This is a genomic window from Wocania ichthyoenteri Th78 (assembly GCF_000789235.1).
GTDB classification, from domain to species: Bacteria; Bacteroidota; Bacteroidia; order Flavobacteriales; family Flavobacteriaceae; genus Wocania_A; species Wocania_A ichthyoenteri.
Genome location: NZ_KN525716.1, coordinates 1,727,044 through 1,752,710 on the forward strand (window position 1 = coordinate 1,727,044; position 25,667 = coordinate 1,752,710).

Consider the following 25,667-nt stretch of genomic DNA (forward strand, 5'->3'; position numbering starts at 1 on the left):
AAAAGGGAAGATTAAATCTTCTCTTTTTTATTTTCCGTTAAAAGTATTCATAGTATTATTTATACCTGCCAATACAAAAGATTTTATTAGCTCTACAGACTTGTTTAATCGTTCTGTTAGCTTCTCATTTTCATCTTCTGTCCATTCCCCTAAAACATAATCTACTTGTCTTCCTTTACTAAAAGTATCACTTATTCCAAATCTAAAACGGTTATATTTTGTAGTGTTTAGTTTATCTTGAATATCTTTTAATCCATTATGTCCACCATCGCTTCCTTTAGTTTTTAAACGGATACTTCCAAAAGGTAAATTCAAATCGTCCGTAATAACTAGTACATTTTCTAAAGGAATTTTTTCTTTTATTAACCAATATTGAACCGCTTTTCCGCTTAAATTCATATAAGTGTTTGGTTTTAAAAATATAAATGTTCGCCCTTTTAATTTATATGTGGTAATGTCTCCTAATTTTTGAGTCTCAAAAACCAAGTTTTCTTTATTAGCAAAATAATCTAAAACTTTAAAACCAATGTTGTGTCTAGTATTTTGATACTTTTCTCCTATATTACCTAAACCAACTATTAAATACTTCTTCATATAATCTGTATCTTTTATATGTTCTTTCTTTTTAAATAATTTGATTAAAAATTGACACATAAAAGTTTAGTTTGTGTAAAAATAAAAAAGCATCCTGAATAAAACAGGATGCTTTTTATATTAAATTTAGAATAAACTATCTATTCTTGAGCTGTAGCCTCTTCTGCTGGTGCGTCAGTACTTGCTCCTTCTGCACCTTCTTCTACTTCTTCTTCATCTTCTTCATCAACAATAGCTACTCTAGATGTACTCACTCGACATACAACAGTATTATCGTTATGTAAAAAAGTATAATCTTCGCTTGGTAAATCGCCAACTGCTACTTTATCACCAATTTTTAAAGGTGTAATATCGATTTCTATAAAATCTGGTAGGTTTGCAGGAAGTGCTTTAATACGTAATTTTCTGTTGGTTCTTCTTAAAACACCACCGTTTTTAACTCCTCTTGAATTACCAACAAGTTGTACAGGAATATTTAAAGCAATTTCTTTATCTTCAAATAATTGATAGAAATCCACGTGTAAAATTCTGTCTGTTACAGGGTGAAATTGAATGTCTTGCATTACCGCGTTTAAAGTTTCACCGCTATCTAAATTAATCACAACTGTATGCGCATTAGGCGTGTATACAAGTTTAGAGAAAGCTAATTCTGGTGCAGAGAAATGCACTGGTTTATCTCCTCCGTATAATACGCAAGGAACCTGACCAGCATTACGTAAAGCTTTCGTTGCTTTTTTGCCTACGCTTTCTCTTTGAGATCCGTTGATTGTAATTGATTTCATTTGTTTATTTATATAATTTAATTAATATTCTTTTTTAGGTTCAACTACAAATTTATGGTAGTTGAGCATTTCGACTTCGCTCAATGCAAGCCTAAGCCAAAACTACATTACAAATTGAGAACTAATTGATTTGTTATGATGTACTTTATGCATAACATTTGCGAATAATTCTGCACAACTCAAAACTCTTACTTTATTACTTTTTTGTGTTAAAGGAATTGAATCTGTTACTATTAATTCTTCTAATTTTGAGTTATCTAATTTTTTATAGGCATCACCAGACAAAATAGGATGTGTACAAATGGCTCTTACACTTAATGCGCCTCTTTCCATCATTAAATCTGCTGCTTTTGTTAATGTCCCTGCTGTATCAACCATATCATCAACCAAAACCACATTTTTACCTTCTACATTACCAATCAATTCCATATGAGAAATCACATTAGCTTTTGCCCGCTGCTTATAACATATTACCACATCGCTTTCTAAAGCTTTAGAATAAGCATAAGCTCTTTTGGAGCCGCCCATATCTGGCGAAGCAATAGTTAAATTTGGCAGGTTTAAGTTTTTTAAATAAGGCAAGAAAATAGTAGAAGCAAATAAATGATCTACAGGTTTTTCAAAAAAGCCTTGAATTTGATCTGCATGCAAATCCATAGTAATAATACGAGTCGCACCTGCTGCTTCTAACATTTTTGCTACTAATTTTGCAGCAATAGGGACTCTAGGTTTATCTTTTCTGTCTTGTCTTGCCCAACCAAAATATGGCATTACTGCTGTAATATGTCTTGCAGATGCACGTTTTGCAGCATCAATCATTAGCAATAGTTCCATTAAATTTTCAGAACTAGGATTTGTAGATCCTATAATAAAAATTCGTGTTCCTCTTATTGACTCCTCATAAGATGGCTGAAACTCACCATCGCTATATGTTGAAGTAATTACATTTCCTAAACTTGCCCCATATGCAGTTGCAATATTTTTAGCAAGTTCTGTACTTTGTGTACAAGAAAAAATTTTAGCTTCTGTTATAACGTTTGGCATGGATAACTAGTTGTTTTATAGCGCAAAACAGCACCTTATTTTTATCGAGGTGCAAATTTATACATTTATTTTAACCTAAAAAGTATATTGACTAGTATTTTTATGCTTAATATCGAAAAAAACTATATTTTTGCTGTCCAAAATAAGCTCAAGTGGCGGAATTGGTAGACGCGCTGGATTCAAAATCCAGTGACTTCGGTCGTGTGGGTTCGATTCCCACCTTGAGTACTTTTTATGTATCAAATGAATGCAAAAAACCTGTAAATATATGATTTACAGGTTTTTGCGTTTTTTACGATATTAAATAAAACCATTTAATACTATATAAAAAGGGACTTATTCGGTGTCACTTCAAAAATAAAAAAATGGGTCACCAGATTAACACAAATAGCTACATATAATATTGATTTTCAATGTGTTAAAAAATTTTATGTTTATATATTTTTTTGTAATTTCAAACCAAATTTTTAACAAAAACGGTATAAAAGGTGTCCCATTCGCTCAAACTTTTAATATATATTAAAAAAAGCAAATTAGATAATTTGGGAAAAGCACCCATTTATGCAAGAATTACCATAGACCAACAAAGGGCTGAATTGAGTATGTGTCGCAAAATCGAACCAAGTCAGTGGAGTAATGACACGGGTTTAGCGAAGGGAAGCTCGAAAGAAATTCAAGAATTAAATAGGTTTATTGCTTCAATTAAAAGTAAAATTTTTATATGTCAGCAACGATTAATTGAAAAAGGAGAAGTGATATCTGCAATCAAACTTCGTGATAATTACTTAGGAAAAGACAAAGAAAGTAAAATGCTATTAGAGACTTTTCAAGAGCATAATGACCAAATTGAAAAACTAATTGGAATAGATTTCGCTCCAAACACATTAATCCGCTACAAGACAACTAAGAATCATATTCAAAAATATATTTTTAAACAATATAAGGTAAAAGACATCCCTCTTATAAAAGTAGATATTCTATTTATTAATAATCTTGAATATTATTTAAAGACAATACAAAAATGTAGTCATAATACTTCCTATAAATACGTATCAAATTTGAAAAAAATTATACGTATCGCATATACAAATGGCTGGATTAAAACATATCCTTTTTTGCATTACAAATCTCGATTTAAAATTGTGGATCGTGAATTTCTTACAGAAAAAGAAATTCAATCAATTATTGATAAGGATTTTAAAATTGAAAGACTTAATCAGGTTAAGGATATTTTCATTTTTAGCTGCTTTACTGGACTAGCTTATTCAGACGTAAAAAGTCTATCAAAAAGCGATATTGTGATAGGTATAGATGGTGAGCGCTGGATTAAAATAAAAAGAACAAAGACAAAGACTCAAAGTAATATACCAATACTTCCACAGGCTGAAACTATAATTCGTAAATATTCCAATAATCCAGACATGTTGAATTTAGACAGGATTTTTCCTGTAGCAAGCAATCAAAAAACGAATGCTTATTTAAAAGAAATTGCTAACATATGTAAAATTAGTAAGAATCTTACTTTTCACTTAGCACGTCATACCTTTGCTACCACAATAACATTGACAAATGGCGTATCGATAGAATCAGTAAGTAAAATGCTTGGTCACAAATCTTTGAGAACTACTCAACACTATGCCAAAATTTTAGATAAAAAAGTAAGTGAGGATATGAATACTTTAAGGGCAAAAATGAGTATTGGGAAACAAAAAGAATATAAACCCAAATGCTACTCAATGAGTTATCCTTTTAGCATAAAATAACAACTGTTTAATATATTTCTAACTTAAAAATTTTAATTTCTTCACATATCTGCGTTTCCAAGTCCCAACTTTTTCCAGAATACTTTATTTGCATTGTTAATAACCTTAAATACACCTCAAAGTGGGTGTTTTTTAAACATTAAGATTGATGCCATTTGTAACTATTTAACTTCAAAAATTAATTCAGAATAAAAAACTAATAAAATTTATTTATTTTTAGTTTAATTTACTGTATGTCAATTATTTGTGAATAACTTATATGTTTTTTTAATCCTTATAGCACCTCCATTTTATACTTTTATTTCCATAATCCCATAAGGGAAAACAAAAGCGCTTTTGTTCATTTTAGTAATCTAAAAACAATAGAAATGGACAATTTATTGATTCTTGAACGATTGGATCGTTTAGAAAAACTATTAGTAGGTCATAAAGAAGTACTAACCTTTGACGAAGCCTGCGACTATACAGGTATATCCAGAAGCTACCTCTATAAACTGACGGCTTCAGGGAAAATTCCACATTCCAAACCCAACGGTAAAATGCTCTTTTTTGAGAAAAAAAAGCTAGTAGAATGGCTACTTCAAAATAAGCGCAAATCCAAACAAGATATTGAATCCGAAGTTTTGGCCAATACGTCGTGCAATAGACCATAGGTTATATAATCCGCCATCCTTTTTAATCACACCTTAACTAAGTTGGGTGTTAAAACAATTCTTATGAAAAAAACACCATATATCCGTGTGGGAACCTCCTATTACAAATTAGTGAAAGCGCCAACTATTGCAGGCCACTTTAATGAAGTCTTGGTGCATTGGAATATGGAAACCATTAAACAAGACCACGGCAAAGACTATTTAAGTAAAATCCCGAAATACGATGGGTTTACCTGTATTCCAAGTCATGTGAATTTCAAACAAGAATATCTTGGGTTTTACAATATTTATTCACCCTTGGGTAAGTTACCTTCAGAGGGAGATATCTCAAAATCCTTAAAATTCGGAAAACACATTTTCGGAAAACATTTCGAGTTGGGTTTGGATTATTTACAGCTGCTGTATCTAAAACCCATTCAAGTGTTACCCATTTTGTGCCTAGTTTCTAAAGAACGCTCTACAGGAAAAAGTACATTTCTTAAGTGGCTCAAGGAAATATTTGACAACAACATGACCTATTTGACCAACGACAGTTTTAGCAGCCAGTTCAATGCCGATTGGGCAAACAAGCTTCTAATCTGTATAGACGAAGTGCTTTTTAATAAAGAAGAGCTTACCGAACGTATCAAATACTTAAGCACCACCAATATCAATAAGTTAGAGGCTAAGGGCAAAGACAAACGCGAGGTTGAATTCTTTGGAAAGTTTATTCTTTGCAGCAATAATGAAGAAAACTTTATAAAAATAGATGCCAATGAAACCCGGTTTTGGGTTATAAAAGTGCCCGTGCTGGAAAAAGAGGACACTCATTTTTTGGAGAATCTCATTAAAGAAATTCCTGCATTTATGCATTTTTTGGCAAATAGGAAATTGAACTCCAAACATTTGACTCGAATGTGGTTTTCTGCACAACAAATAAAAACTAAGGCTTTAACAAGGTTGGTGCAAAACAATCGCAATCGGGTTGAAAAGGAACTGGCAAGCATTTTATTGGGCGTGATTGAAAAGTTTGATTTGGAAGCTGTGGATTTATGTCCAATGGACGCTTTATTGGCGCTCAATAAAACCCGAGTAAAAACAGACTTAACTCAGCTGCGAAAATTACTGAAAACGGATTGGAAATTAACCAACCAGGAGAACTCAAACAAATACCAAAAATTTGTGATTTGGTCGGACGGAGATATGACCTTGGTAGATGCGAAAGGACGATATTTTACCATAGAAAAGGATTTCTTGACCAAAAATTTTGATGATACGATGACAGAATCGTAGAACCCTATTGTTTATAAGGGCTAAAGCTGTCATCAAACTGTCATCATTCTGTCATCAAAAAAATAATGATGACAGATTTAAGCTGAAAAAACGCTAGAATGATGACGTGATGACAAAATGATGACAAGTTAAATTCAGTGGCACAAAGACTTTAGAAGGGGTTGTCATCATATCATCAAAAATTTACAAAACACACATTGGCTTATGAAAAGAAAAATAAATTGTGAAACAACCCGTAATTTTTCAGTGGAAAAAGCACTGAAAAAATTAGGGCACTTTCCCCAAAAGGCAACGGAAAAAGAAGCATGGTTTCTAAGTCCTTTCAGGTCAGAAACACAAGCCTCTTTTAAAGTCTCTAAAACTAAAAACCGGTGGTACGATCATGGCGCGGGTATTGGCGGAAATGTCATTGATTTGGTATGTCAGATTTTGAAATGTTCCATCAAAGAAGCTTTATCGTTTTTAAATAATAATTCTTTGTTTTTTTCTTTTCAACAGCAGCAAATTTTTAGCAAAACAGAAACAGAGATTAGCATTATTAAAGTTCAAGACATCACCCATCCAGCATTGATTCAATATCTAAATTCTAGACGTATTTCGCTTTCAATAGCAAAAATATATTGTAAAGAAATTTGGTATACCTGCAAAGACAAACAATTTTTTGCCATTGGATTAAAGAATAACAAAAGCGGTTGGGAGTTGCGGAATAAGCTTTTTAAAAATAGCAGCAGTCCAAAACATTATACGTATTTCCAAAACGACAAAAAGCAATTAATCATTTTGGAAGGCATGTTTGATTTATTGTCGTTCGCCATTAGAAATAAAACCCTTTTAGAAACCTCAGATATTCTAGTTTTAAACTCTATCGCTTTTATAAAAAATATTGAAAAACTGATTCCTAAATATGAAGCAGTAAACCTCTATTTGGATAATGACGAAGCTGGAAAAAGTGCTGTAAATTATTTGATTGAAAACCATAAAAACGTTATCGACCAAAGTGATAATTATAAACATCATAAAGATTTAAACGCCCTATTATGTTATGAAAAAAGAAAAGGAATTAGATTTTAAACCATCAGATGAACCGAAGCAGTCTTTAAAGATTCCTGCCGATGTACTTCATAATTCGGATAGCATAGCATTGGATTTGGAAATGAATGCTTCTGAAACTAAAATGGTTGTTAGTAGGAATTCAAGATGTGTGTCTGTGGACACATTCTTGTTTGCTCCCCTTGGTCGCAAAGAAAAACAAGTGTTTAAGGGGAAAGGTGAGTTCGTTAAGTTTCGATGTTCTGTTTATGAAAAGAAGCTTTTAAAAGTAAAAGCACAAAGCTGCGGATTGACTTTGAGTGAATATATCAGACGAACCGTATTTGAACAAACCATCACAGAACGTTTTTCTGAAGAACATATTGAGATTTATAAAATGCTGATTAAATACCACAACAATTTTAAGTCTATTGGTAATATGTATAGAAAACGAAACCCTAAACTTACCAAGGAAGTTTATGATTTAGCAAACGAAATAAAAACACATCTTAAAAAGTTTCAAAAATGATCGGTAAAGGGAAAAGTATATCACATACCAAAGCATCGATGTCTTACGGATGGAATCAGGAAAAGGATGCAGAAATTGTGCTAAAGGAATTTCTACATGGAGATTCCCCAGTTGAAATCACACAAGAGTTTAAAATGCTCCAGGATCAAAACTACCATTGTAAAAAGAATACCCTGTCTTTTGTTATTAGCCCAACAATTGAGGATGGCAAAAGCCTAAACAAAAAGGAATTGGAAGCCATCACAAGACAATTTATAAAAGAGATGCAATTAAAAGACCGACAAGCTATAGCCTTTGTACATCAGGACAAAGACCACAAACACATTCACTTATATGTGAATCGCATAGATTTTAAGGGCGTAGCCTATAATGATAGCTTTATTGGCAAACGTAGTCAACAAGCAGCAGAAAAAGTAGCAAAACAGATGGGGCTCACTACAGTTAGGCAAGTACAATTTGAAAAGGAATTTAACTTACGGGAAATACGAACAGAAATTAAACGGCGTCATGATTTAACCATGAAGCAGTTTAAGCCAAAATCCTTTGATGCTTATATCAAAGATATGCAGGTAAATGGAGTAAAAGTAATCCCAACAATAAACAACCAAAATAAGTTACAAGGCTTTCGGTTTGAATTTGATGGACATAATTTAAAAGGGAGTGAAGTACATCGCAACATGTCACTTGGGAATATTGGAAAACAAATGTCAGGAATAAATGGAGCAAGTATATTGAAAGGAAACAAAGCAAGTATTAATCTAGCGGAGAAAGTAGTCGACTTGACACCAAACTTAGCCTTGAAAATAACGAAGTTCATTATTAAAAAAGCAATCGATAAGGGTGTCGGTTATTAAATACTCAAGCATCATGACAAAACTAGAAGAATTAACAGCACTATTAGTCAATGAAATCAATGATTTTAAAATCGAGGTGGAAAAACTGGAGAACATCAAAAATCAAATAAACAACACAAAAATTAAAATGGATTTGATCGAGTATAAAAGTATCATTGAAGCACATCAAAAAGATATGTCATTACATTTAGAATCAATAAATCGTTTTGAAAGGCGTTTTGAAAATCAAATAAAACAGGCTAAAATCTATCCTGTTTGGGCGGTTGTTGTGTTTATTGTCAGTATTTTGTTTGGGGTGATTTCCGTCGTATATGTTTTACTTGATAAATAGTGAAACCTTATAATATTTTAGACATTTCTGAAAACCGAAATAATATTAGCTTCGACTTACTATATTAGACTGGACATTATGTTGCGAGATTTAGAGTTAGATAAATTAACTTTGAATCATAAGAAATCACAGTTTGTTCCTTAAGCAAAAGGCAGTAGAATTAAGCTTTGCAAGAGGCAATGTAAAACAAGTATGTGAAGAATTAGATGTTCCCTATTCTGCATTACATCGTTGACGAAAAGAATCAAATACATACGGAAAGAATAATTTTCCAGGTTGAGGGAAGCCAAAATTGACAGATAAGCAAAAAGAAATAGCAGAATTAAAAAAGTAATTAAAGGATGTTTCTTTAGAGAATGAGATATTAAAAAAGGTGGTGAGCATCTTCTCCAAGAGCGATAAGTAAAATTTAGGCTTATAAAACACCATAAGTTCAAGTTTACAGTCGAGAAGATTTGTGAAGTTTTAAAAGTCAGCACAAGTGGTGGCTATTACAATTGGATAAAGGCTAAGGTTTCAAAACTTTGGTTATATAACCAGAAACCGTCAGGTTAAGTAGTGGCTAGTACGGTTAATTCCATAAAAAAACCAGCACCTCCATTGTCCAAGATGCTGGTTAAAAACTAAAACAACTAACTCAAATACTAATTTTTAGATTCGTTTACAGTACTAAACTTATATACACATGTTGATATATATATATCATTTGGTTTTAAAATAGTACTTGGAAAATCGCTCTGATTTGGAGAGTTTGGAAAATGCTGACTTTCAAGACAGAACGCACTACGAAATATATAAGGTTTGTTACTTTTCCCAATAATCTTTCCATTTAAAAAATTCCCTCCATAAAATTGCAATCCAGGTTCATTAGTAAACACTTCCAAAACTCTTCCGCTATTTGGCTCAACAGCTTTGGCGGCAAACACTAATCCATCTTCTCTTTTTGGGAAATCATTCAAAACAAAATTATGATCATACCCTTTTCCATAAGACAATTGTTCATTTGGTAAATCAATATGTTTATTTATTGGTTTACCATTTCTAAAATCAAAAGGTGTAGTATCAACTTTACGTGTTTCTCCAGTTGGAATTAAGGTTGAGTTTTTTAATATTTCTTTTTTGCTTCTAGTTATACAAGAAATTAAAAAATATCAAAACTGTATATGTTATTTTTTTAACCATTATTCCTTTTTTAAAGTAACTATATTAACTTTTTCAAAAAGAACTTAATTATTGTTATAACATTTATTTTTTAATAATTTTAAATATTCTTGACCTATTATTAATATAAACAGTTACTAGGTATAAACCCGAGTTCACATTATTTAAATTTGCAGTTGCGCTTTTATCATTCACTAATTTGTGGAAAACTTTTTTACCTAATAAATCGACAACTGATATACTATCAATAGTATTTACTTTAGATGTAATATTTAAATAATTTTTAGTAGGGTTTGGAAATAATATAACTGTATCCAAATCAATGGCATTTTCGCTAATAGATAATGGACTTACTTGTCTACTTTTAAACAATGAAAGAAACCCTTGGGCAGTTACAGTATTAATGGTATTGTCTGGAGCTATTTCTTTCACAAAACACCATGAGTCTTGATTTAATTCAGTATTATTGGGCAATAAACCAACACCTCTCCTTCCCATCGATGTAACAGTAATATCAAAAGAATTATCGCTAACTTCTATTAGACCTCTACCTTGAGCTGTTTGACTAGTCCCTTCATGGCCATAAAGAGAAATATTGTTAGAATTCTTGATAAAAAGCCACACAGGAACAAGATTAGGGTCGTTATCTTTAATTACATTCATCATGTGCTCTGGAATACTTCCCATTTCGGATTTTATCCCATAAACATTTACATTGGATGCATTTATAATTTCCCACAAAGCTCCACTAACCGGCATATCATGTTGGCAATGATAAGGATAAAAACTAAGTTTTTGGGAAGTTCCATCAATCAACATTTTTCTACTTTCTGGATGTGAAACTAGATTTCCATTGGTATCTGTATAAGAATTATTGGCGGTAGAATTGTTACAGTTTCCTGCGTTAACTTGACATGGCGGATATGATCCTGCCTGCGTTATACCATACCATTTACCTCCTCCATTGTTAGAAATAACATGGACTTTCCTATCTCCAAAAGGGCCATACGTATTTTGTGTAAAAACATCTTTGTAAATTGAATTCTCTCCAGACTGCCAGTCAATACTATACACATGATTTTCAAACTCGGGAACTATACCGTTGTAATTACCAGTACTAGATACTGGTGGGATAATAATCTTAAAGTCTGCAATCACTGGAGTTGCATCTGTATAGTTTTGTGATTTTATAACGGCACTATTTTGTGACGGATTAGACCAACCACTAGCATCTAAAACCGAATTATATCTTGACACCCCAAATAATCTCGTATTCTTTTTAAGAGTAATAGTTCCATCAATTTTATAATACCCTAAGCGCTCAATACCTCCAGAATCATAAAGTTCCCCAGCCGGTAAAAAAACAACTCCGTTATCTCCTGCTGAGTCTATAGCATTTTGAATATTCTCCGTGTCATTTACATCATCGTTAGGGTTTGCTCCATAATCAGCAACAGATACGACATTAGCTCCTTCTGGGTTTAGCAACCCAATAGCATATAAATGTTTTGAAATTAAATCTGAAGGAGGTTCTTCTTCATTTGAAACAATAACATTCTCGTCGGGAGTATATAAATAGTTAGCAATATCCATTGTAGAATCATAAGGGTTATTTGCATAAAAAAGATTATTAGTATTTTGCCCTTGTAATAACTGCCCCTTTTCGCCAAACAATCCAGCCGTAAATGAGTATTCATTTATTAATGACCATGTTGAAGGGTTAGAAACTTTTAATTCGCCTAATGATGCTGGGGTGTCTATATGAGTAGTATACGCATGTACTTTTGTACTTCCTTTAACATAAATATTCTTTAGATATATAGAACGGTCAGTATTCTCAATAATAGCATCTGTACTAACTCCAGAAATATCTATTTTTCCATCAATTAAAAAAATATGAGAACCTGAATCATGACTAGAATTAGAATATGCAAGTTTTCCACCATTTATATGAGAGATAACACCTCCATCACTACTACTTATATCAAAACCTACAACACCAAAAGGCACATAATTAGTCACCGCAATTGGAGATATTGTTTGATCTCTTAATTTTAAACCAACCACTAATGTTGAGCCGCCTCTACTACTTCTTAAATAAATCCCATGGCTACCACCTATGACTTCTACATTATAGGTATAACCACCTGAACCATTTAAATTGTAGAACCCCGCAAAACTATCGTTTGCTAGTATGGTTACCTCCTGGGCAGAACAGCCTTCTGCCCCTTGTTGGTCAATGCCAACAGCACCAGGATTATTAGTTCCCAAATCGATAGTAAGGTTGTGAATAGAAGTGTTCCACGATCTACTATCATCTCTACTGTTTGGGTCGGAATTTTTTCTTCTAAATAATTTGAAAACAGAGAAAGGATCATTTACATTAACTGTATTCGCAGCTGATAAATTATCTTGAAGTTTAATAACAGGTTTTTCATTGCCACAATAAGACCCCACAAGTTTATGCCCATAGCGGGTCATGTTATTATTTTCATTATTAAAATTATTTCCACCAATGTATAAATCTTGCTCTATAATTAATGTACTTGATACTAAATAAGTACCAGGGTGAAAATAAACTGCTTTTCGACTACTGTTTGAGGCAATAATTGCCGCTTGTATAGCAACAGTGTCATCTGTAAAACCATCTCCAACAGCTCCATGTGCTCTTACTGTCTCATAACCCATGTCATTTAATTGTTCATCTGTTTTCAAATTACAATTACTAGATCCTAACTGCGCATTAACGGAAAAACAAAAGAGAATAAAAAAAAGTAATACTAATTTAATTTTTTTCATGATAATAAAGAATAAGTTAAATATTCATTTTAAATAGTTTAGTTGAAAACCTAAATTCATATATTAAAATAATTAATGATTTAGCTTATTTTTATACTGCACTTATGGTCACTTAAAGTTTAAAGGGCTATAGCCTTTCATTTTCTCTGTTAAACAACTAAAACGGAAACAAGATTATCAAATAAAAAACAAGTTTGTATCCTGTACTGTGCTGTAGAAAATTTAAAATCAGCATAGCACAGGATACTACTCTATTATATGTTTATTATAATTGCCAAGACAAAAGATTGCAAATCAATTCATGGCATTTACAGAAAAAAAAATTTAATGCGGTTTAGTACACAAACAATTTTTTAATCTCCATAAAAAACATAAAATGAAATTAATTTTACAAACATTTTTAATAGGGTTAGGGTTCTTAACATTGATAGTGTTTTTTTATAAACCGAGCAATTCAGATGATTCTAACCGTTTAATAAATAATATTTATAAGAAACCAAACATCGTTATAATATTTTTAGATGATGCTGGTTGGGCAGATTTTGAACCCTTCGATAAATCCATAAGCTATACACCAAATATGAGCCTATTGGCAAAAGAGGCTAGAACATACAATAATTTTTATGTTCCACAAGCAGTCTGTTCTGCATCTAGAGCAGCATTATTGACTGGTTGTTATCCTGGTCATACAAAAATCTTTGGAGCTTTAAAGCCTAAAGAAAAAGGGCTTGACACTAAGTTCCCAACCTTTGGTGAGATTTTTAAATCAAAAGGTTATAAAACAGCAATGTTTGGTAAATGGCATCTTGGAGATACTGAAGAAACTAGACCATGGAATCGTGGTTTCGATGAGACCGCAGGATTGCTTTACTCCCATGACATGTGGAAGCATCATCCTGATGATCCAAAAACTTGGGGAAAGTATCCATTACAATTTTGGGAAAATAGTAACATACTTATTGAAAACATGGAGAAAGAAGATCAAAAAAGTCTAACAAAAAGATATACTGACTATGCTGTTGATTTTATTAAACGCAACAAGAATGAACCTTTCTTACTATATATACCGCACAATATGCCTCATGTCCCGCTTTTTGTTGGCAAAGATTTTGAAGGAAAGTCTGGTGTAGGTATGTATGGAGATATTATCATGGAATTAGACTGGTCTATCGGACAAATAAATCAAGCTTTAAAAGATAATGGAATTGATGAAAACACAATTTTCATAGTAACTTCTGACAATGGCCCATGGCTTTCTTATGGCAACCATAGCGGCAGAACCCCCTTTAGAGAAGGCAAAACCACATCATTTGATGGAGGTATAAAGTCAGGTTTAATAATAAAATACCCCCAAATGATAAAAGGAGGCGATTTTTCAAACTCAACTTTCTTTTCCATAGATATCTTACCTACCATAAGCGAACTTGCAGGTATATCCCTTGATAACAATTCAATAGATGGTAAAAGTATGGTAGGTTTATTAAGTGGAAAATCGAATTTTGAAAACCCACATCAGTATTATGCTATAAGCAATCTAACAAATTTGGAAGCTGTAATAAGTGGAGATGGCAAGTGGAAACTACATACTAATCATCCATATAGGAACTTGATAAAAAAGGGAAACGATGGCGAAACTGGTGTTTACAAAGAAAAAGAATTGGAAATATCGCTTTTTGATTTAAAGAATGATCCTTTTGAAAGATTTAATGTTAAAGATAAATATCCTGAAATATATAATAAACTTATGGATAACTACAAGGAACATTATGAGAAATTCTACTACAAATAAATTTAAAAAGTATTGTTTTTTTGCAAAATATCTAAAATAATTCCATCCATATTTTAGCATAAACTTAAAATGAAAAAAAATTACATTTTATACCTAGCAACAATTATTCTAAGTATCAATACTATTGTATTTGGGCAAACAAGAAAAGTTAGAACGGTAAAGGAATTGGATGAAAATTGGAAATTCCAAAAAGGAGATTTTGAAAAGGCTCATCAAATTAATTTTGATGATTCAAAATGGGAAACCGTTACAGTACCGCACGATTGGGCAATTTATGGGCCTTTTGATAAGGAAATAGACATCCAAAGAGTTGCCATAGAGCAAAATGGGGAAACAGTCCCAACAGAAAAAACGGGTAGAACGGGTGCTTTGCCACACATTGGTACAGCTTGGTACAGAAATAAATTTAGTATCCCTGAATTCACAAAAGATAAAAAAGTTATTCTGCTTTTTGAAGGCGCTATGAGCGAACCACAAGTTTATCTTAATGGTGAAAAAGTGGGCGAATGGGCTTATGGTTATAGTTATTTTTATTTTGATGTGACAGATTTTGTAAACGCCGATGAAAACACATTAGCCGTAAAATTACATAATGAACCCTATGCATCACGTTGGTATCCTGGTGCGGGATTATATAGAAAGGTATCAGTAATAGTTAAAAACAAAGAAAGTATCAACCAATGGGGAACATTTATCACAACACCTTTTATAAGCAAAGATTTAGCAAAAGTCAATATCAAGACAAAAATAACAGGAGAAAATACTTCGCTTATAACCACCATTTTTGATGCTGAAGGGAACAAAATCAACTCAAATACATCAACAACTAAGTTTGTTAACGAATTCGACCAAAACATAAAGGTTGACAATCCAAAATTATGGAGTCCAGAATCCCCTTATTTATACAAGGCTGTTTCAAAATTATTCGTAGGAGATGAGTTGAAAGATGAAGTCACTACACGTTTTGGAATAAGGGATATAAAATATGATGCAGAAAACGGGTTTAGTCTAAATGGAAAAGTAACAAAATTTAAAGGCGTTTGTTTGCATCACGATTTAGGTCCACTGGGAACAGCAGTTAATAAGGCAGCATTAAAACGACAACTAATCATTTTAAAAGATATGGGTGCCAATGCGGTACGTAGCGCGCACAATATGCCATCGCTAGAGCAGTTAGAACTTTGTGATGAAATGGGGCTTTTATTTTTAGCAGAAAGCTTTGACGAATGGAAAAAACCAAAAGTAAAAAATGGCTATAATCGTTTTTTTGATGACTATGCAGAAAAAGACATTGTGAATTTGGTTCATGCTACAAGAAACCACCCAAGTATTGTTATGTGGAGCGCTGGGAACGAAGTACCTGATCAATGGGGTGATGAAGGCGTAAAACGTGCCAAATGGATACAAGAAATTTTCCATCGGGAAGACCCAACGCGTCCAGTAACAGTTGGTATGGATCAAGTTGAGGCGGTTATGGAATCTGGCTTTGGAGCTTTGTTGGACGTTCCTGGGCTAAACTACAGAGTGCATTTATATGAAGATGCTTTTAAAAAATTCCCACAAGGATTTCTTTTGGGCTCAGAAACAGCTTCAACTGTTAGTTCAAGAGGTGTTTATAAATTTCCAGTAGAAAAAGCGTCCATGAAAACGTATGATGATTTTCAATCATCCTCTTACGATTTAGAGTATTGCAGTTGGTCAAATTTACCAGATGATGATTTTGTGTTGCAAGATGATAAGCCTTGGGTAATTGGAGAGTTTGTTTGGACAGGTTTTGATTATTTAGGAGAGCCTACGCCTTATGATGAGATGTGGCCTTCACGTAGTTCGTATTTTGGAATTTCCGACTTAGCAGGATTGCCAAAAGACCGTTTTTATTTATACAGAAGCAGATGGAATACAGAAGATGAAACGCTTCATATTTTGCCTCATTGGAATTGGGAAGGTCGTGAGGGCGAAACAACCCCTATTTTTGTGTACACCAATTATGATTCTGCTGAACTTTTCATTAATGGCAAAAGTATGGGAGTTCAAAAAAAGAACAATTCAACGCCACAAAACAGATACCGCCTCATGTGGATGGATGTAAAATACGAACCAGGAACCGTAAAAGTTGTAGCGTTTGATAAAGATGGAAAACCTGTCGCACAAAAAGAAATTAAAACAGCAGGAAAACCTTATAAAATAGTGTTGAACCCCGATAGAAAAACTATTAAAGCAGATGGAAAAGATTTGTCTTATGTTGAGGTTTCCATGGTTGATAAAAATGGCATTCCCTGTCCGACTGCGACCAATCAATTAAATTTTAAAGTATCTGGTAAAGGAAAATACAGAGCGGCTTGTAATGGTGACGCCACGTCTTTAGAACTATTTCATTTACCCACCATGAAACTCTTTAGCGGGAAATTGGTAGTATTGGTACAATCTACAAAAGAAGTAGGAGAAATGGAACTCATAGTTTCAGGAAAAAGTCTTAAGCCTGCTTCAATAAAATTTAAAACAAAATTCAAATAGTTAATGATAATTTCGATAAAATTTTTTATAATAATTCAAAATCCATAAAAGAGCTATCATCTATGTTTACATACCTTACTTCAACAAAAAGCTTCTCAACTCGACTTAAATAAATTATTTATAGTTTCAAAACCAGCCCATTAAAAAGGTACTAATAATGTAAATGTAATTGTTAATTAGAATCTTACAGCACAGTACAGGATACTTCATCTCCAACTATTCTTTAATATTGTTTTGTAAATAATCTATCAATATAGTCGATACGGCTTAAGTATAATTATAAATCGACGTAAATGGCAGATTTTTTATTATTATCGTAATACTGCGATATTTTATCAACTAACTTAAAACAAAAACTTAAAATTATGAATGAAATTGTCTACCCTAATCCAATTAAGGATAAACACACTTTCCCTTTAGGCTCTCTACTAGTTGTAAGAATACTTCTAGTACTTATTGGATTCGGTTTGGGTTCGGTCTATGCAAGTCCAAAAATTAATATAGAACCAGTAGAATTAGTACAACAAGGATTTGCTGTTTCTGGAAATATATCCGATAGCAATGGACAACCATTACCAGGAGCTAGTATTATTGAAAAGGGGACCTCAAATGGAGTGACTACTGATTTTGATGGTAATTTTACTATTACAGTTTCAAGCAATAACGCAACATTAGTTATATCTTATATAGGATACGCAACAAAAGAGATTCCAGTAAACAATCAAGCAAAATTATCTATTCTACTTCAAGAGGATACTTCAAAACTAGACGAGGTAGTGGTTATTGGATATGGTACTTCTCGCAAAAGTGATTTAACAGGTGCTGTAGCTTCTGTAAATGTTGATGATGTAGAAAAAATACCTACATCATCGATTACTCAAAATTTAGCTGGTAGAGTATCTGGCGTTAATGTGACATCAAATTCTGGTGCACCTGGTGCAGGTGTAACAATAAGAATTAGAGGAACTAATTCATTACAAGGTAATAATGACCCTTTATTTGTTATTGATGGTATTCCAGTAGAATCATCACCAGAGCAAAACGGTGATTTTTCAGCTGATGCCTTATCAGGTATCAATCCAGAAGACATTGAGTCTATGGAAATACTAAAAGACGCTTCTGCTGTAGCTATATATGGTTCTCGAGGTGCTAATGGTGTAGTACTAATAACCACAAAATCTGGGAAATCTGGGAAAACCAAAGTAAAAATCAACCAGTATTACGGTATACAAAGAGAAATGAGGCAATACGATGTACTTAGCCCTGGTGAGTTTGCAAGATTTAGAAATATTGCCATACTAAACGCTAATAATAGCCAGAATGGATTTGTCCCATATTCTCCAGAAGAAATTGCTGATTTTGATGCAGGTATAGCTGGAACTAATTGGAGAGATGAAATTATTAGAGAAGCTGAAATAAGAGATACTCAGCTTAACGTCTCTGGCGGAAGTGAAAACCTTACCTATTTTTTCTCTTTAGGAAATTTTAAGCAAGATGGTCTTATTAGAGGTTCTGGTTTTAACCGCTATTCAACTAAACTATCAATAGATGGCAACATTAGTGAGAAATTAAGATTTGGAACTGATTTCACCTTTAGCCAGTCAGAATATGAAGGTGCTTTTGGTAATAGTAGTATTAATAGTTATAGTGGAGGTTATATAGATGCTTATTCACCACCACCTACATTCCCTGTTAAAGATGAAAATGGTGACTATATCTCAGAAAATCCTTTTTCTACTTTTCCTTTTCCTAATCCTGTCGAAAATGCTTTAGAAATTGTAAGAGATCAAACTAATCTAAATTTTTTGGGAAATGTTTTTTTAGAATATGATCTTACAAATTCCTTAAAAATCAAACAAATAGTTGGTGTTAATTACACTTCTAATAATGTAAGGCAATATCTACCAAGTTTTTCTCAACGAAGTCAATTTAAAGGTGAAGCCCGTCAAGCTCATTCTCTAAATAGAAACATACTCAGTACAACAACTCTAAGTTTTGATAAAAAGGTTGATAAACACAGATTTAATGGAGTACTTGGATATGAGATTCAAACTAGAGAAAACCAAAATTTTAACGGAACTTCAAGAGACTTCGCTAACGATGAGACTGGATACTACAGCTTAGAAAGTGGAAAAGAGCTTTTTTCTCTGAACTCTGCATACATTGATCAAGGATTGCAATCTTATTTAGGACGTTTCAATTACAATTATCACAATCGTTATTTTTTAACACTTACAGGCAGATATGATGGCTCATCAAAATTTCAAGGTAATAACAAATACAGTTTTTTCCCTTCTGCAGCCTTAGCATGGAGAATTTCCAACGAAAAGTTTCTTAAAAATTCAAAGACCATTAACAATTTAAAACTTCGTGGTAGTTATGGACAAACAGGAAGTCAAGCTATTGATCCCTACCGTACTTTAGCGGTAATTCAAGCAAATACTTTTGGGACTGTAGATGGTAACGGCACCACACTATCTTATAGTCCTAGTAGAATACCAAGTTCTAATTTAAAATGGGAGACAACTGAGCAATTTGATGCTGGTATTGATATTGGCTTATTATCAGGTAAAATAAATTTAACAATAGACTATTTTTACAAAACAACCACAGACTTATTACTCGATTTCCCATTACCAATTACATCTGGATTTAGTAGCGTATTAAAAAATTCTGGTTCAATAAGAAACAAAGGGTTAGAATTCTCATTAAATACTATTAACTTTAACAAAGAGGACTTTTCATGGGATACAAATTTTAATATAAGTTTTATCGACAATGAAATTTTAGATTTAGGAGGCAGGCCTTTTTTAATTAGAGCTCCAGAAGTTCCAAGAGCTTTTGGAACCAATTCATTTAATGTTGGTATTACAAGAGTTGGTCAACCACTTGGGGACTTCTTTGTTTTAGAAAACGATGGTATCATTATGAATCAGGATGAACTTGATGCTGCTGCACAATATGGAACTATTGATATAGGTACTAAAAGATATGTGGACCAAAATGAAGATGGTATGATTAATGCAGAAGACCGTATAGTAGCAGGAAACGCTCAACCCGATTTTACAGGTGGTTTAGTTAATAATTTAAAATACAAACAGTTCGACTTAAGTTTCTTTTGGGAATTTACTTACGGAGGGGATGTATTGAATGTAACCCGTTACTATTTAGAAAGGCCCACAGCGGCTACTAATGTAACAAGATCATATTATAACAATTTTTTTGGAAGCCCTAATCCAAATTCTTCCAATACATACTGGAAGCCAGACACAGGAAGCTCCCAACTTTCAATAGATGATAGTTATATAGAAGACGGATCTTATGCCAGATTAAAAAATATAACCTTAGGGTATTCCTTACCAAAAGATTTGCTAAAAAAAATAAATATGTCCAGATTGAGAATATACGTCAATGCAAATAACCTTTGGACAATAACTAATTATACAGGACTAGACCCAAATACAAATGTTTTTGGAGGTAATGAATATGGAGTTGGCATAGATTACAGTGCTTATCCAACCCCCACTACAATGACATTAGGTGTAAATTTAGAATTTTAAAAAATAAATTATGAAAAATTATAATTATAATACTTTACCAATAAAATACGTTTTACTTTTCCTAACTTTCATTTTTATTTCTTGTGAAGATATAGTGGAAGAAGACCCTAAAGGATTACTTAGTTCAAGTAATTTTTGGAATAATGAAGTTAATGCAATTGGTGCCATAAATGCTGTATACACAAAACCTTTAGAGATGCCTGCTGCAGTACATGGGTGGAATTTTTGGTTTGAAAGTGCGGGAGGAGACTTTGGTTGCTTAGATACCCATGGTACTGGTATGGCTAATGGTACTTGGTCTGTATCAATTAATAGGGTTTATAATATGTGGAGGGCTAGTTATGAACCTATTAGTTTAGCAAATTTTGTACTTTCCAACATAAAGACAGCTACCAACATAGACCCCAATTTACAGTTGAGAATAGAAGGAGAAGCAAGTTTTTTACGTGCTTTTCACTATTTTAATTTAGTACGGAATTTTGGAGATGTTCCACTAATTTTAAAACAGACTGAAGGAGATGATGACTTTTTGGTAACCCGTACCCCTGTCTCTCAGGTTTATGATGCCATTATAAGTGATCTAACCCTTGCGATAGACCAATTACCTCTAAAAAGTGAGTACAGTGAAGAAGATTTAGGTAGAGCATCTAAAGGTGCTGCGCAAGCAATGTTAGCTAAAGTATACCTTACACTAGGGGATTATCAAAAAACTGTAGATCTCACTAATGAGGTTATGCTGTCAAGCGTGTATAGCCTTGAGCCCGATTTTAAGGATATTTTCACAGCTGAAAGGGATAATGGTTCAGAATGGTTGTTTTCATATGCAACCAGTGGAGAATCTGAATTCAGCACACATCAATTGGCTCAATTTGGTTTTCCAAATAATTTAGGGAAATTTGGATTTACTAGAGCCTTTGGGAATATCTGGGTTAAACAACCCCTTTTGGATATATATGACCAAGTGAATGATACACGATTTACTGATATGATTTGGAAGGAATACGTTGATCCTATTACTGGAGAAGTGGTAGCCTTTAGGAAAGGTACTGGGTACTATAGTAAAAAATATGATGACATCGAGTTTTCAAAAGATATGCTTTTTACAAGAATAAACTATCCAATATTAAGATATTCTGATGTACTATTAATGTATGCTGAGGCTCTAAATGAAGTTTCACCTTTAAACGATGATGCTTTCAATAAATTAAATATGGTTAGAAACAGGGCTAATCTTGGAGATATCACCATAGCCGAACTCGATTCACAACAAGCTTTCACTAATGAAGTTCTTGATGAAAGAAGGCGTGAATTTGTCAACGAAAACCAAAGAGTATTTGATTTGAAGAGACGTGGATTGTTCTTGGATTTTGTTCAACAACTACCATATTCACAATTTTCAGAGGAAGACGTACTTTACCCAATTCCACAAGCTGAAATTGATGCAAATCCAAATTTAACTCAAAACCCAGGATACTAGGGTAAAAACTCTACATGTAGTTTAGTTTATTTGACGAAATAATTTCGTCCTAAAGTGCCGCCTGAAAAGGCGGTACTTATTTATTAAATATAACGTACTAAATCTATTTTATTAGTAAATTGTGTCACAGCCTTATTTAATTTTTTATTAAACCCATACTAAATGCGTCATTTAAATAAAATATTACTAAATATTCTCTTGCTCACATTCTACACTAATGTGAATGCAATGCAAACAACTCTTCCGATTATAGATGTTCAATTAGGAGATGCTAAAGTAACTTCAAATGGACAAAAACTTATTGTATCAACAAATAAATTTCAAAGAGTTTGGGAATGGTCCGGTTATGGGTTTATAACATCTAGCCTAAAAAATCTTGAATCTAACAAAGAATGGTGTAAAGAACAGCATCAATTTAAAGCAGATTGGAGTTTACCTGGACTAATAGATAATAACACACCTTGTAAAATAGATGCATTAACAGCAAAAATAAGTAATGACGATGGCTACACCTCCAAGCATATTGAACTTGTAGCACAAATAACTTACGAAACAAATATTTCTATTAAATACATTATTTGGGTATATCCTGAAGCACCTGGTTTAAGAACTCAGCTAAAAATAAAGGCCTTACAAGGAATGAATAGGGATTTAGCCATTAATGAAGAACCTAGAGGTGATTATTTACCAATCAACTGGAAAAATATAGATCGAAAAGTTGTGGGTTATTACAACCACACCCAAGAAAGAAATGCAGCTAATCTTAAAATCTTGAAAGAGGAGATAATTACTGGCACGGTCTTACAACCCGAAAACTATAACTGGGCTAGTATTTTTAGTGCTATGAATGATGAAAGTGGGGTAGTTTTCATTAAAGAGTCTCATAAATGTGTTAACCAATTTGGGCTAGATACTGGGAGCTTTGTAGTAGACTCAAAAGGCCTCACTACAACAGGTTGGGGCTTAAAGGTTACAGATTTAACAAATGAGTGGCGTTCTGCATGGGCCAATTGGTGTTTAGTTTATACTGGAAAACAAATTAACATGCAAAAACAAATAAAACGATTTGACCGCATGCGTTATCCTATAAATAAAGAGCTTGATATTTATATATTGGCCAATACATGGGGAAGCAACAACCGCATGGAAGCTTCGACTGAAGAAAATGTCTTGAAAGAAATTGAAGTTCAGTCTGAACTTGGAATAGATGTTCAACAAATAGATGACGGTTGGCAAAACCCTAAAGATATACCAGCAATGTCAACTGTTACTTGGAAACCAGATAAAACAAGATATCCAAACGGATGGAAAAATGTTGTCTCACTTGCCAAATCAAAAAATTTAAAATTAGGTGTTTGGTTCTCTTTAGGGAGTTTAAACGATGAATTTTTGTCAAAATATGGGCATAATTGGGCAGCCAATCTTGAAGATCTAAAACAAGCCTATGATGATGGTAGATTTACATATTACAAGTTTGATATGATTAATCTACATAATTATGATGAGCTTGAGCATATAATGAAATTATCGCGTAATTTTGTAGATTATACGAATCGTACGGTTAGAATTAATTGGGACGTTACAGAAAATGAACCAAGAACAGGCTATTTTTTTGGAAGAGAATATGGCAATATTTACCTAGCAAATCGCACAACTAAACTTAACAGCGAAACAGGTTATGTACCTTACCTCATGCTCAGAGACGCTTGGCATGTATCAAAATTTTTAAACCTTAACAAATTTCAAATATCGGTACAAAATATTGAACGAACGGATAAGAAAAGAAGTGACGCACATCTACATAATAATAAATATGTTACCGCCATAGCACTCATGGGCAGTCCACTTTTCTTTCAGGAAACACATTACTATACCCCAGAAGCCCGAAAGGAAATAAAAGCCCTCCTAGCAGTCTACAAAAAATATCGAAAAGAAATGTTTGAAGGTTATGTATTCCCTATAGGAGATGAGCCAGATGACAGAAGTTGGACAGGTTTCCAAAATCATCTTGAAGATGGTTCTGGGTTTTTAATGATTTTTAGAGAACTTAATAATTCTCAAAATAGAAAAAAGTTAAATCTTAATTTTTGTTATGGAAAGAAAATAGAAATTAAAAATTTAATATCTGGAGAAAAACAAATTATGACATGTGATGCTAATGGAGGGTTAGAATTTATTATAGAAAATTCTGCCGATTTTTTATTCCTTTCATATAAAATTATAGACTAGTTTAATTAACACTAAATCATTATTTAATGAGATACATGTATAAAAACTAATAATTTTCATAAGAATTATAGGAATTTTCCATTACTTCCTTTACTTTTTCTAAATATTGATACCCATATTTTCTATCAGGTAATAAATAACCACCTTCAATCCACTCATTCCATGAAAAAATTGTAATTAGTTTTTCCTGTTGAAAATGCTCATCACAGTATTCTTTGGCCTCCTGTAAAAATGCACCAAAACTTTCTGGTGATTTGTTGTAACGAATTACATGTTCTTCTCCTTTATGAGGGAATCTTGGTGTATCGTCCCAGCCAATTGAAACATTTGGGAAAAAAGGAATTTCAATATTATTATTCCATTGATTCCTAAAATCAATGGCTTTACTAGCCCATTTTATATAATCAAGCTCCTTTTTACCTCCCCAGTTATATTGAGTAAGGCTATTGATTTTAAGGGCTTTTATTGTTTTCAATCTATCTTCATTTGGTGAGCCAACAGAAATTAATTGAATATGCACATCTGGATAACCTGCCTTCTTTACTTCATCCCTAAAATACTGTAACGCAGAAATAGTCTTTTCTAAACTTCCAAAACCTTCAATTAAGTTATTTATATCAAAAATGGAAAAAACCGGTTTGCCTTCCATTTTTAAATAGTTTGGCTTTTCAAAATATTTATCTATGACTCTTTTTACTATAATTTTAAAATTTTTGAAATCGACAGCTCCATCCCACAATAAACTATCATCATCTTTGTATTTATGTACATTCCAATAATTTCTTTTAACATCATGGTTAGCCCACATAAGATAAAAATTCATTTTCTCATGATTTTTAGCTTTTAAAAACCCATCATCCAAACTACTTTCCAAAAATGGTCCTTCATCAAACCAATACCAGTCAAAAATAAAGGTATTAATGCCATGGTCTGTGGCTGCGTCAATCCATTTCTCCATTACTTTAGAGTCATTATCCATCTCATAACCCCATAAAGGAACTTTTGGTTGGTAGTGTCCTTCAAACCTAGCATTACCTTTTTTTATTATTTCCCATTCCCCTGTACCTTCTGGCCAAAGCATATCGCCAAAGCGTTCATCATGATGATTGGAAGGCCACACATAAGCCGCTACATTGTAATCTGTAGCCTTTTCTTTTTTCACAACATTGCCAACATCTTGCCTTCTTGCTTGTTTAGAACAGGATATTAACAAGGCAATTGTAAAGAATAACACTTGTAATTTTATATCTTTCAAATTAAACATGGTTCTATTTTATATAATTATTA

18 protein-coding genes, 1 tRNA gene and 1 pseudogene are annotated in these 25,667 nt (G+C 32.8%); 14 read left to right on the forward strand and 6 right to left on the reverse strand.

What is annotated here, in order from left to right:
- Positions 1 to 27 precede the first annotated feature (27 nt).
- The 3 genes from pth to RG22_RS07510 form a co-directional block, all read right to left on the reverse strand.
- On the reverse strand, positions 28 to 654 hold the full coding sequence (gene pth / locus RG22_RS07500) for an aminoacyl-tRNA hydrolase (protein WP_034042154.1): 627 nt from the start codon (positions 652 to 654) through the stop codon (positions 28 to 30).
- Between the two features lie 80 nt (positions 655 to 734).
- On the reverse strand, positions 735 to 1,376 hold the full coding sequence (locus tag RG22_RS07505) for a 50S ribosomal protein L25/general stress protein Ctc (RefSeq protein WP_034042155.1): 642 nt from the start codon (positions 1,374 to 1,376) through the stop codon (positions 735 to 737).
- 102 nt (positions 1,377 to 1,478) lie between these two features.
- Positions 1,479 to 2,420 carry a ribose-phosphate pyrophosphokinase gene (locus RG22_RS07510; RefSeq protein ID WP_034042156.1) on the reverse strand — a complete coding sequence of 314 codons (942 nt, stop codon included), beginning with the start codon at positions 2,418 to 2,420 and terminating at the stop codon, positions 1,479 to 1,481.
- 146 nt (positions 2,421 to 2,566) lie between these two features.
- On the opposite strand from RG22_RS07510, the gene RG22_RS07515 reads away from it, so the two are divergent.
- The 9 genes and pseudogenes from RG22_RS07515 to RG22_RS18265 form a co-directional block, all read left to right on the forward strand.
- Positions 2,567 to 2,648 (forward strand) — tRNA-Leu (locus tag RG22_RS07515).
- Between the two features lie 260 nt (positions 2,649 to 2,908).
- The gene (locus RG22_RS07520) at positions 2,909 to 4,183 is read left to right on the forward strand and encodes a site-specific integrase (RefSeq protein ID WP_052143672.1); all 1,275 of its coding nucleotides are present in this window, start codon (positions 2,909 to 2,911) and stop codon (positions 4,181 to 4,183) included.
- Positions 4,184 to 4,551: 368 nt separating this feature from the next.
- Positions 4,552 to 4,836: a helix-turn-helix domain-containing protein gene (locus tag RG22_RS07525; protein WP_034042157.1), complete on the forward strand. Its 285-nt coding sequence runs from the start codon at positions 4,552 to 4,554 to the stop codon at positions 4,834 to 4,836.
- A gap of 63 nt (positions 4,837 to 4,899) precedes the next feature.
- The gene (locus tag RG22_RS07530; RefSeq protein ID WP_034045861.1) at positions 4,900 to 6,108 is read left to right on the forward strand and encodes a primase-helicase family protein; all 1,209 of its coding nucleotides are present in this window, start codon (positions 4,900 to 4,902) and stop codon (positions 6,106 to 6,108) included.
- 204 nt (positions 6,109 to 6,312) lie between these two features.
- Positions 6,313 to 7,179 carry a toprim domain-containing protein gene (locus RG22_RS07535; RefSeq protein ID WP_034042158.1) on the forward strand — a complete coding sequence of 289 codons (867 nt, stop codon included), beginning with the start codon at positions 6,313 to 6,315 and terminating at the stop codon, positions 7,177 to 7,179.
- Positions 7,151 to 7,666 carry a mobilization protein MbpA gene (gene mbpA, locus RG22_RS18095; RefSeq protein WP_244462127.1) on the forward strand — a complete coding sequence of 172 codons (516 nt, stop codon included), beginning with the start codon at positions 7,151 to 7,153 and terminating at the stop codon, positions 7,664 to 7,666. Before RG22_RS07535 ends, mbpA begins: the two co-directional genes overlap by 29 nt.
- The gene (locus RG22_RS07545; protein ID WP_034042159.1) at positions 7,663 to 8,520 is read left to right on the forward strand and encodes a relaxase/mobilization nuclease domain-containing protein; all 858 of its coding nucleotides are present in this window, start codon (positions 7,663 to 7,665) and stop codon (positions 8,518 to 8,520) included. Before mbpA ends, RG22_RS07545 begins: the two co-directional genes overlap by 4 nt.
- A 13-nt stretch (positions 8,521 to 8,533) precedes the next feature.
- Positions 8,534 to 8,851, forward strand: coding sequence for a DUF6730 family protein (locus tag RG22_RS07550; protein ID WP_034042160.1), 318 nt, complete (start codon positions 8,534 to 8,536; stop codon positions 8,849 to 8,851).
- A gap of 115 nt (positions 8,852 to 8,966) precedes the next feature.
- A pseudogene (locus tag RG22_RS18265) lies at positions 8,967 to 9,400 on the forward strand (transposase); the annotation flags it as partial.
- A gap of 95 nt (positions 9,401 to 9,495) precedes the next feature.
- Here RG22_RS18265 and RG22_RS07555 read toward each other — a convergent pair.
- Both RG22_RS07555 and RG22_RS07560 read right to left on the reverse strand, forming a co-directional pair.
- Complete coding sequence (locus RG22_RS07555; RefSeq protein ID WP_081997692.1) at positions 9,496 to 9,993, reverse strand: aldose epimerase family protein; 498 nt, start codon at positions 9,991 to 9,993, stop codon at positions 9,496 to 9,498.
- 103 nt (positions 9,994 to 10,096) lie between these two features.
- The gene (locus tag RG22_RS07560; RefSeq protein ID WP_034042162.1) at positions 10,097 to 12,811 is read right to left on the reverse strand and encodes a glycosyl hydrolase family 28-related protein; all 2,715 of its coding nucleotides are present in this window, start codon (positions 12,809 to 12,811) and stop codon (positions 10,097 to 10,099) included.
- Positions 12,812 to 13,187: 376 nt separating this feature from the next.
- Here RG22_RS07560 and RG22_RS07565 point away from each other — a divergent pair, with 376 nt between their 5' ends.
- The 5 genes from RG22_RS07565 to RG22_RS07585 all read left to right on the forward strand — a co-directional run bounded on the left by RG22_RS07565 (position 13,188) and on the right by RG22_RS07585 (position 24,380).
- Entirely contained in the window at positions 13,188 to 14,600 is a 1,413-nt protein-coding gene (locus RG22_RS07565) for a sulfatase-like hydrolase/transferase (RefSeq protein ID WP_052143674.1), read from the forward strand.
- A 69-nt stretch (positions 14,601 to 14,669) separates the two neighbouring features.
- Positions 14,670 to 17,114 carry a DUF4982 domain-containing protein gene (locus RG22_RS07570; protein WP_034042164.1) on the forward strand — a complete coding sequence of 815 codons (2,445 nt, stop codon included), beginning with the start codon at positions 14,670 to 14,672 and terminating at the stop codon, positions 17,112 to 17,114.
- A 365-nt stretch (positions 17,115 to 17,479) separates the two neighbouring features.
- Positions 17,480 to 20,674: a SusC/RagA family TonB-linked outer membrane protein gene (locus RG22_RS07575; protein ID WP_052143675.1), complete on the forward strand. Its 3,195-nt coding sequence runs from the start codon at positions 17,480 to 17,482 to the stop codon at positions 20,672 to 20,674.
- Between the two features lie 94 nt (positions 20,675 to 20,768).
- On the forward strand, positions 20,769 to 22,151 hold the full coding sequence (locus RG22_RS07580; RefSeq protein ID WP_162183643.1) for a RagB/SusD family nutrient uptake outer membrane protein: 1,383 nt from the start codon (positions 20,769 to 20,771) through the stop codon (positions 22,149 to 22,151).
- Between the two features lie 228 nt (positions 22,152 to 22,379).
- Positions 22,380 to 24,380 (forward strand): alpha-galactosidase, encoded by a 2,001-nt coding sequence (locus RG22_RS07585; RefSeq protein ID WP_034042168.1) that lies wholly within the window; start codon positions 22,380 to 22,382, stop codon positions 24,378 to 24,380.
- Between the two features lie 46 nt (positions 24,381 to 24,426).
- Here RG22_RS07585 and RG22_RS07590 read toward each other — a convergent pair whose 3' ends face one another.
- Positions 24,427 to 25,644, reverse strand: coding sequence for a glycosyltransferase WbsX family protein (locus RG22_RS07590; RefSeq protein ID WP_034042170.1), 1,218 nt, complete (start codon positions 25,642 to 25,644; stop codon positions 24,427 to 24,429).
- Positions 25,645 to 25,667 lie beyond the last annotated feature (23 nt).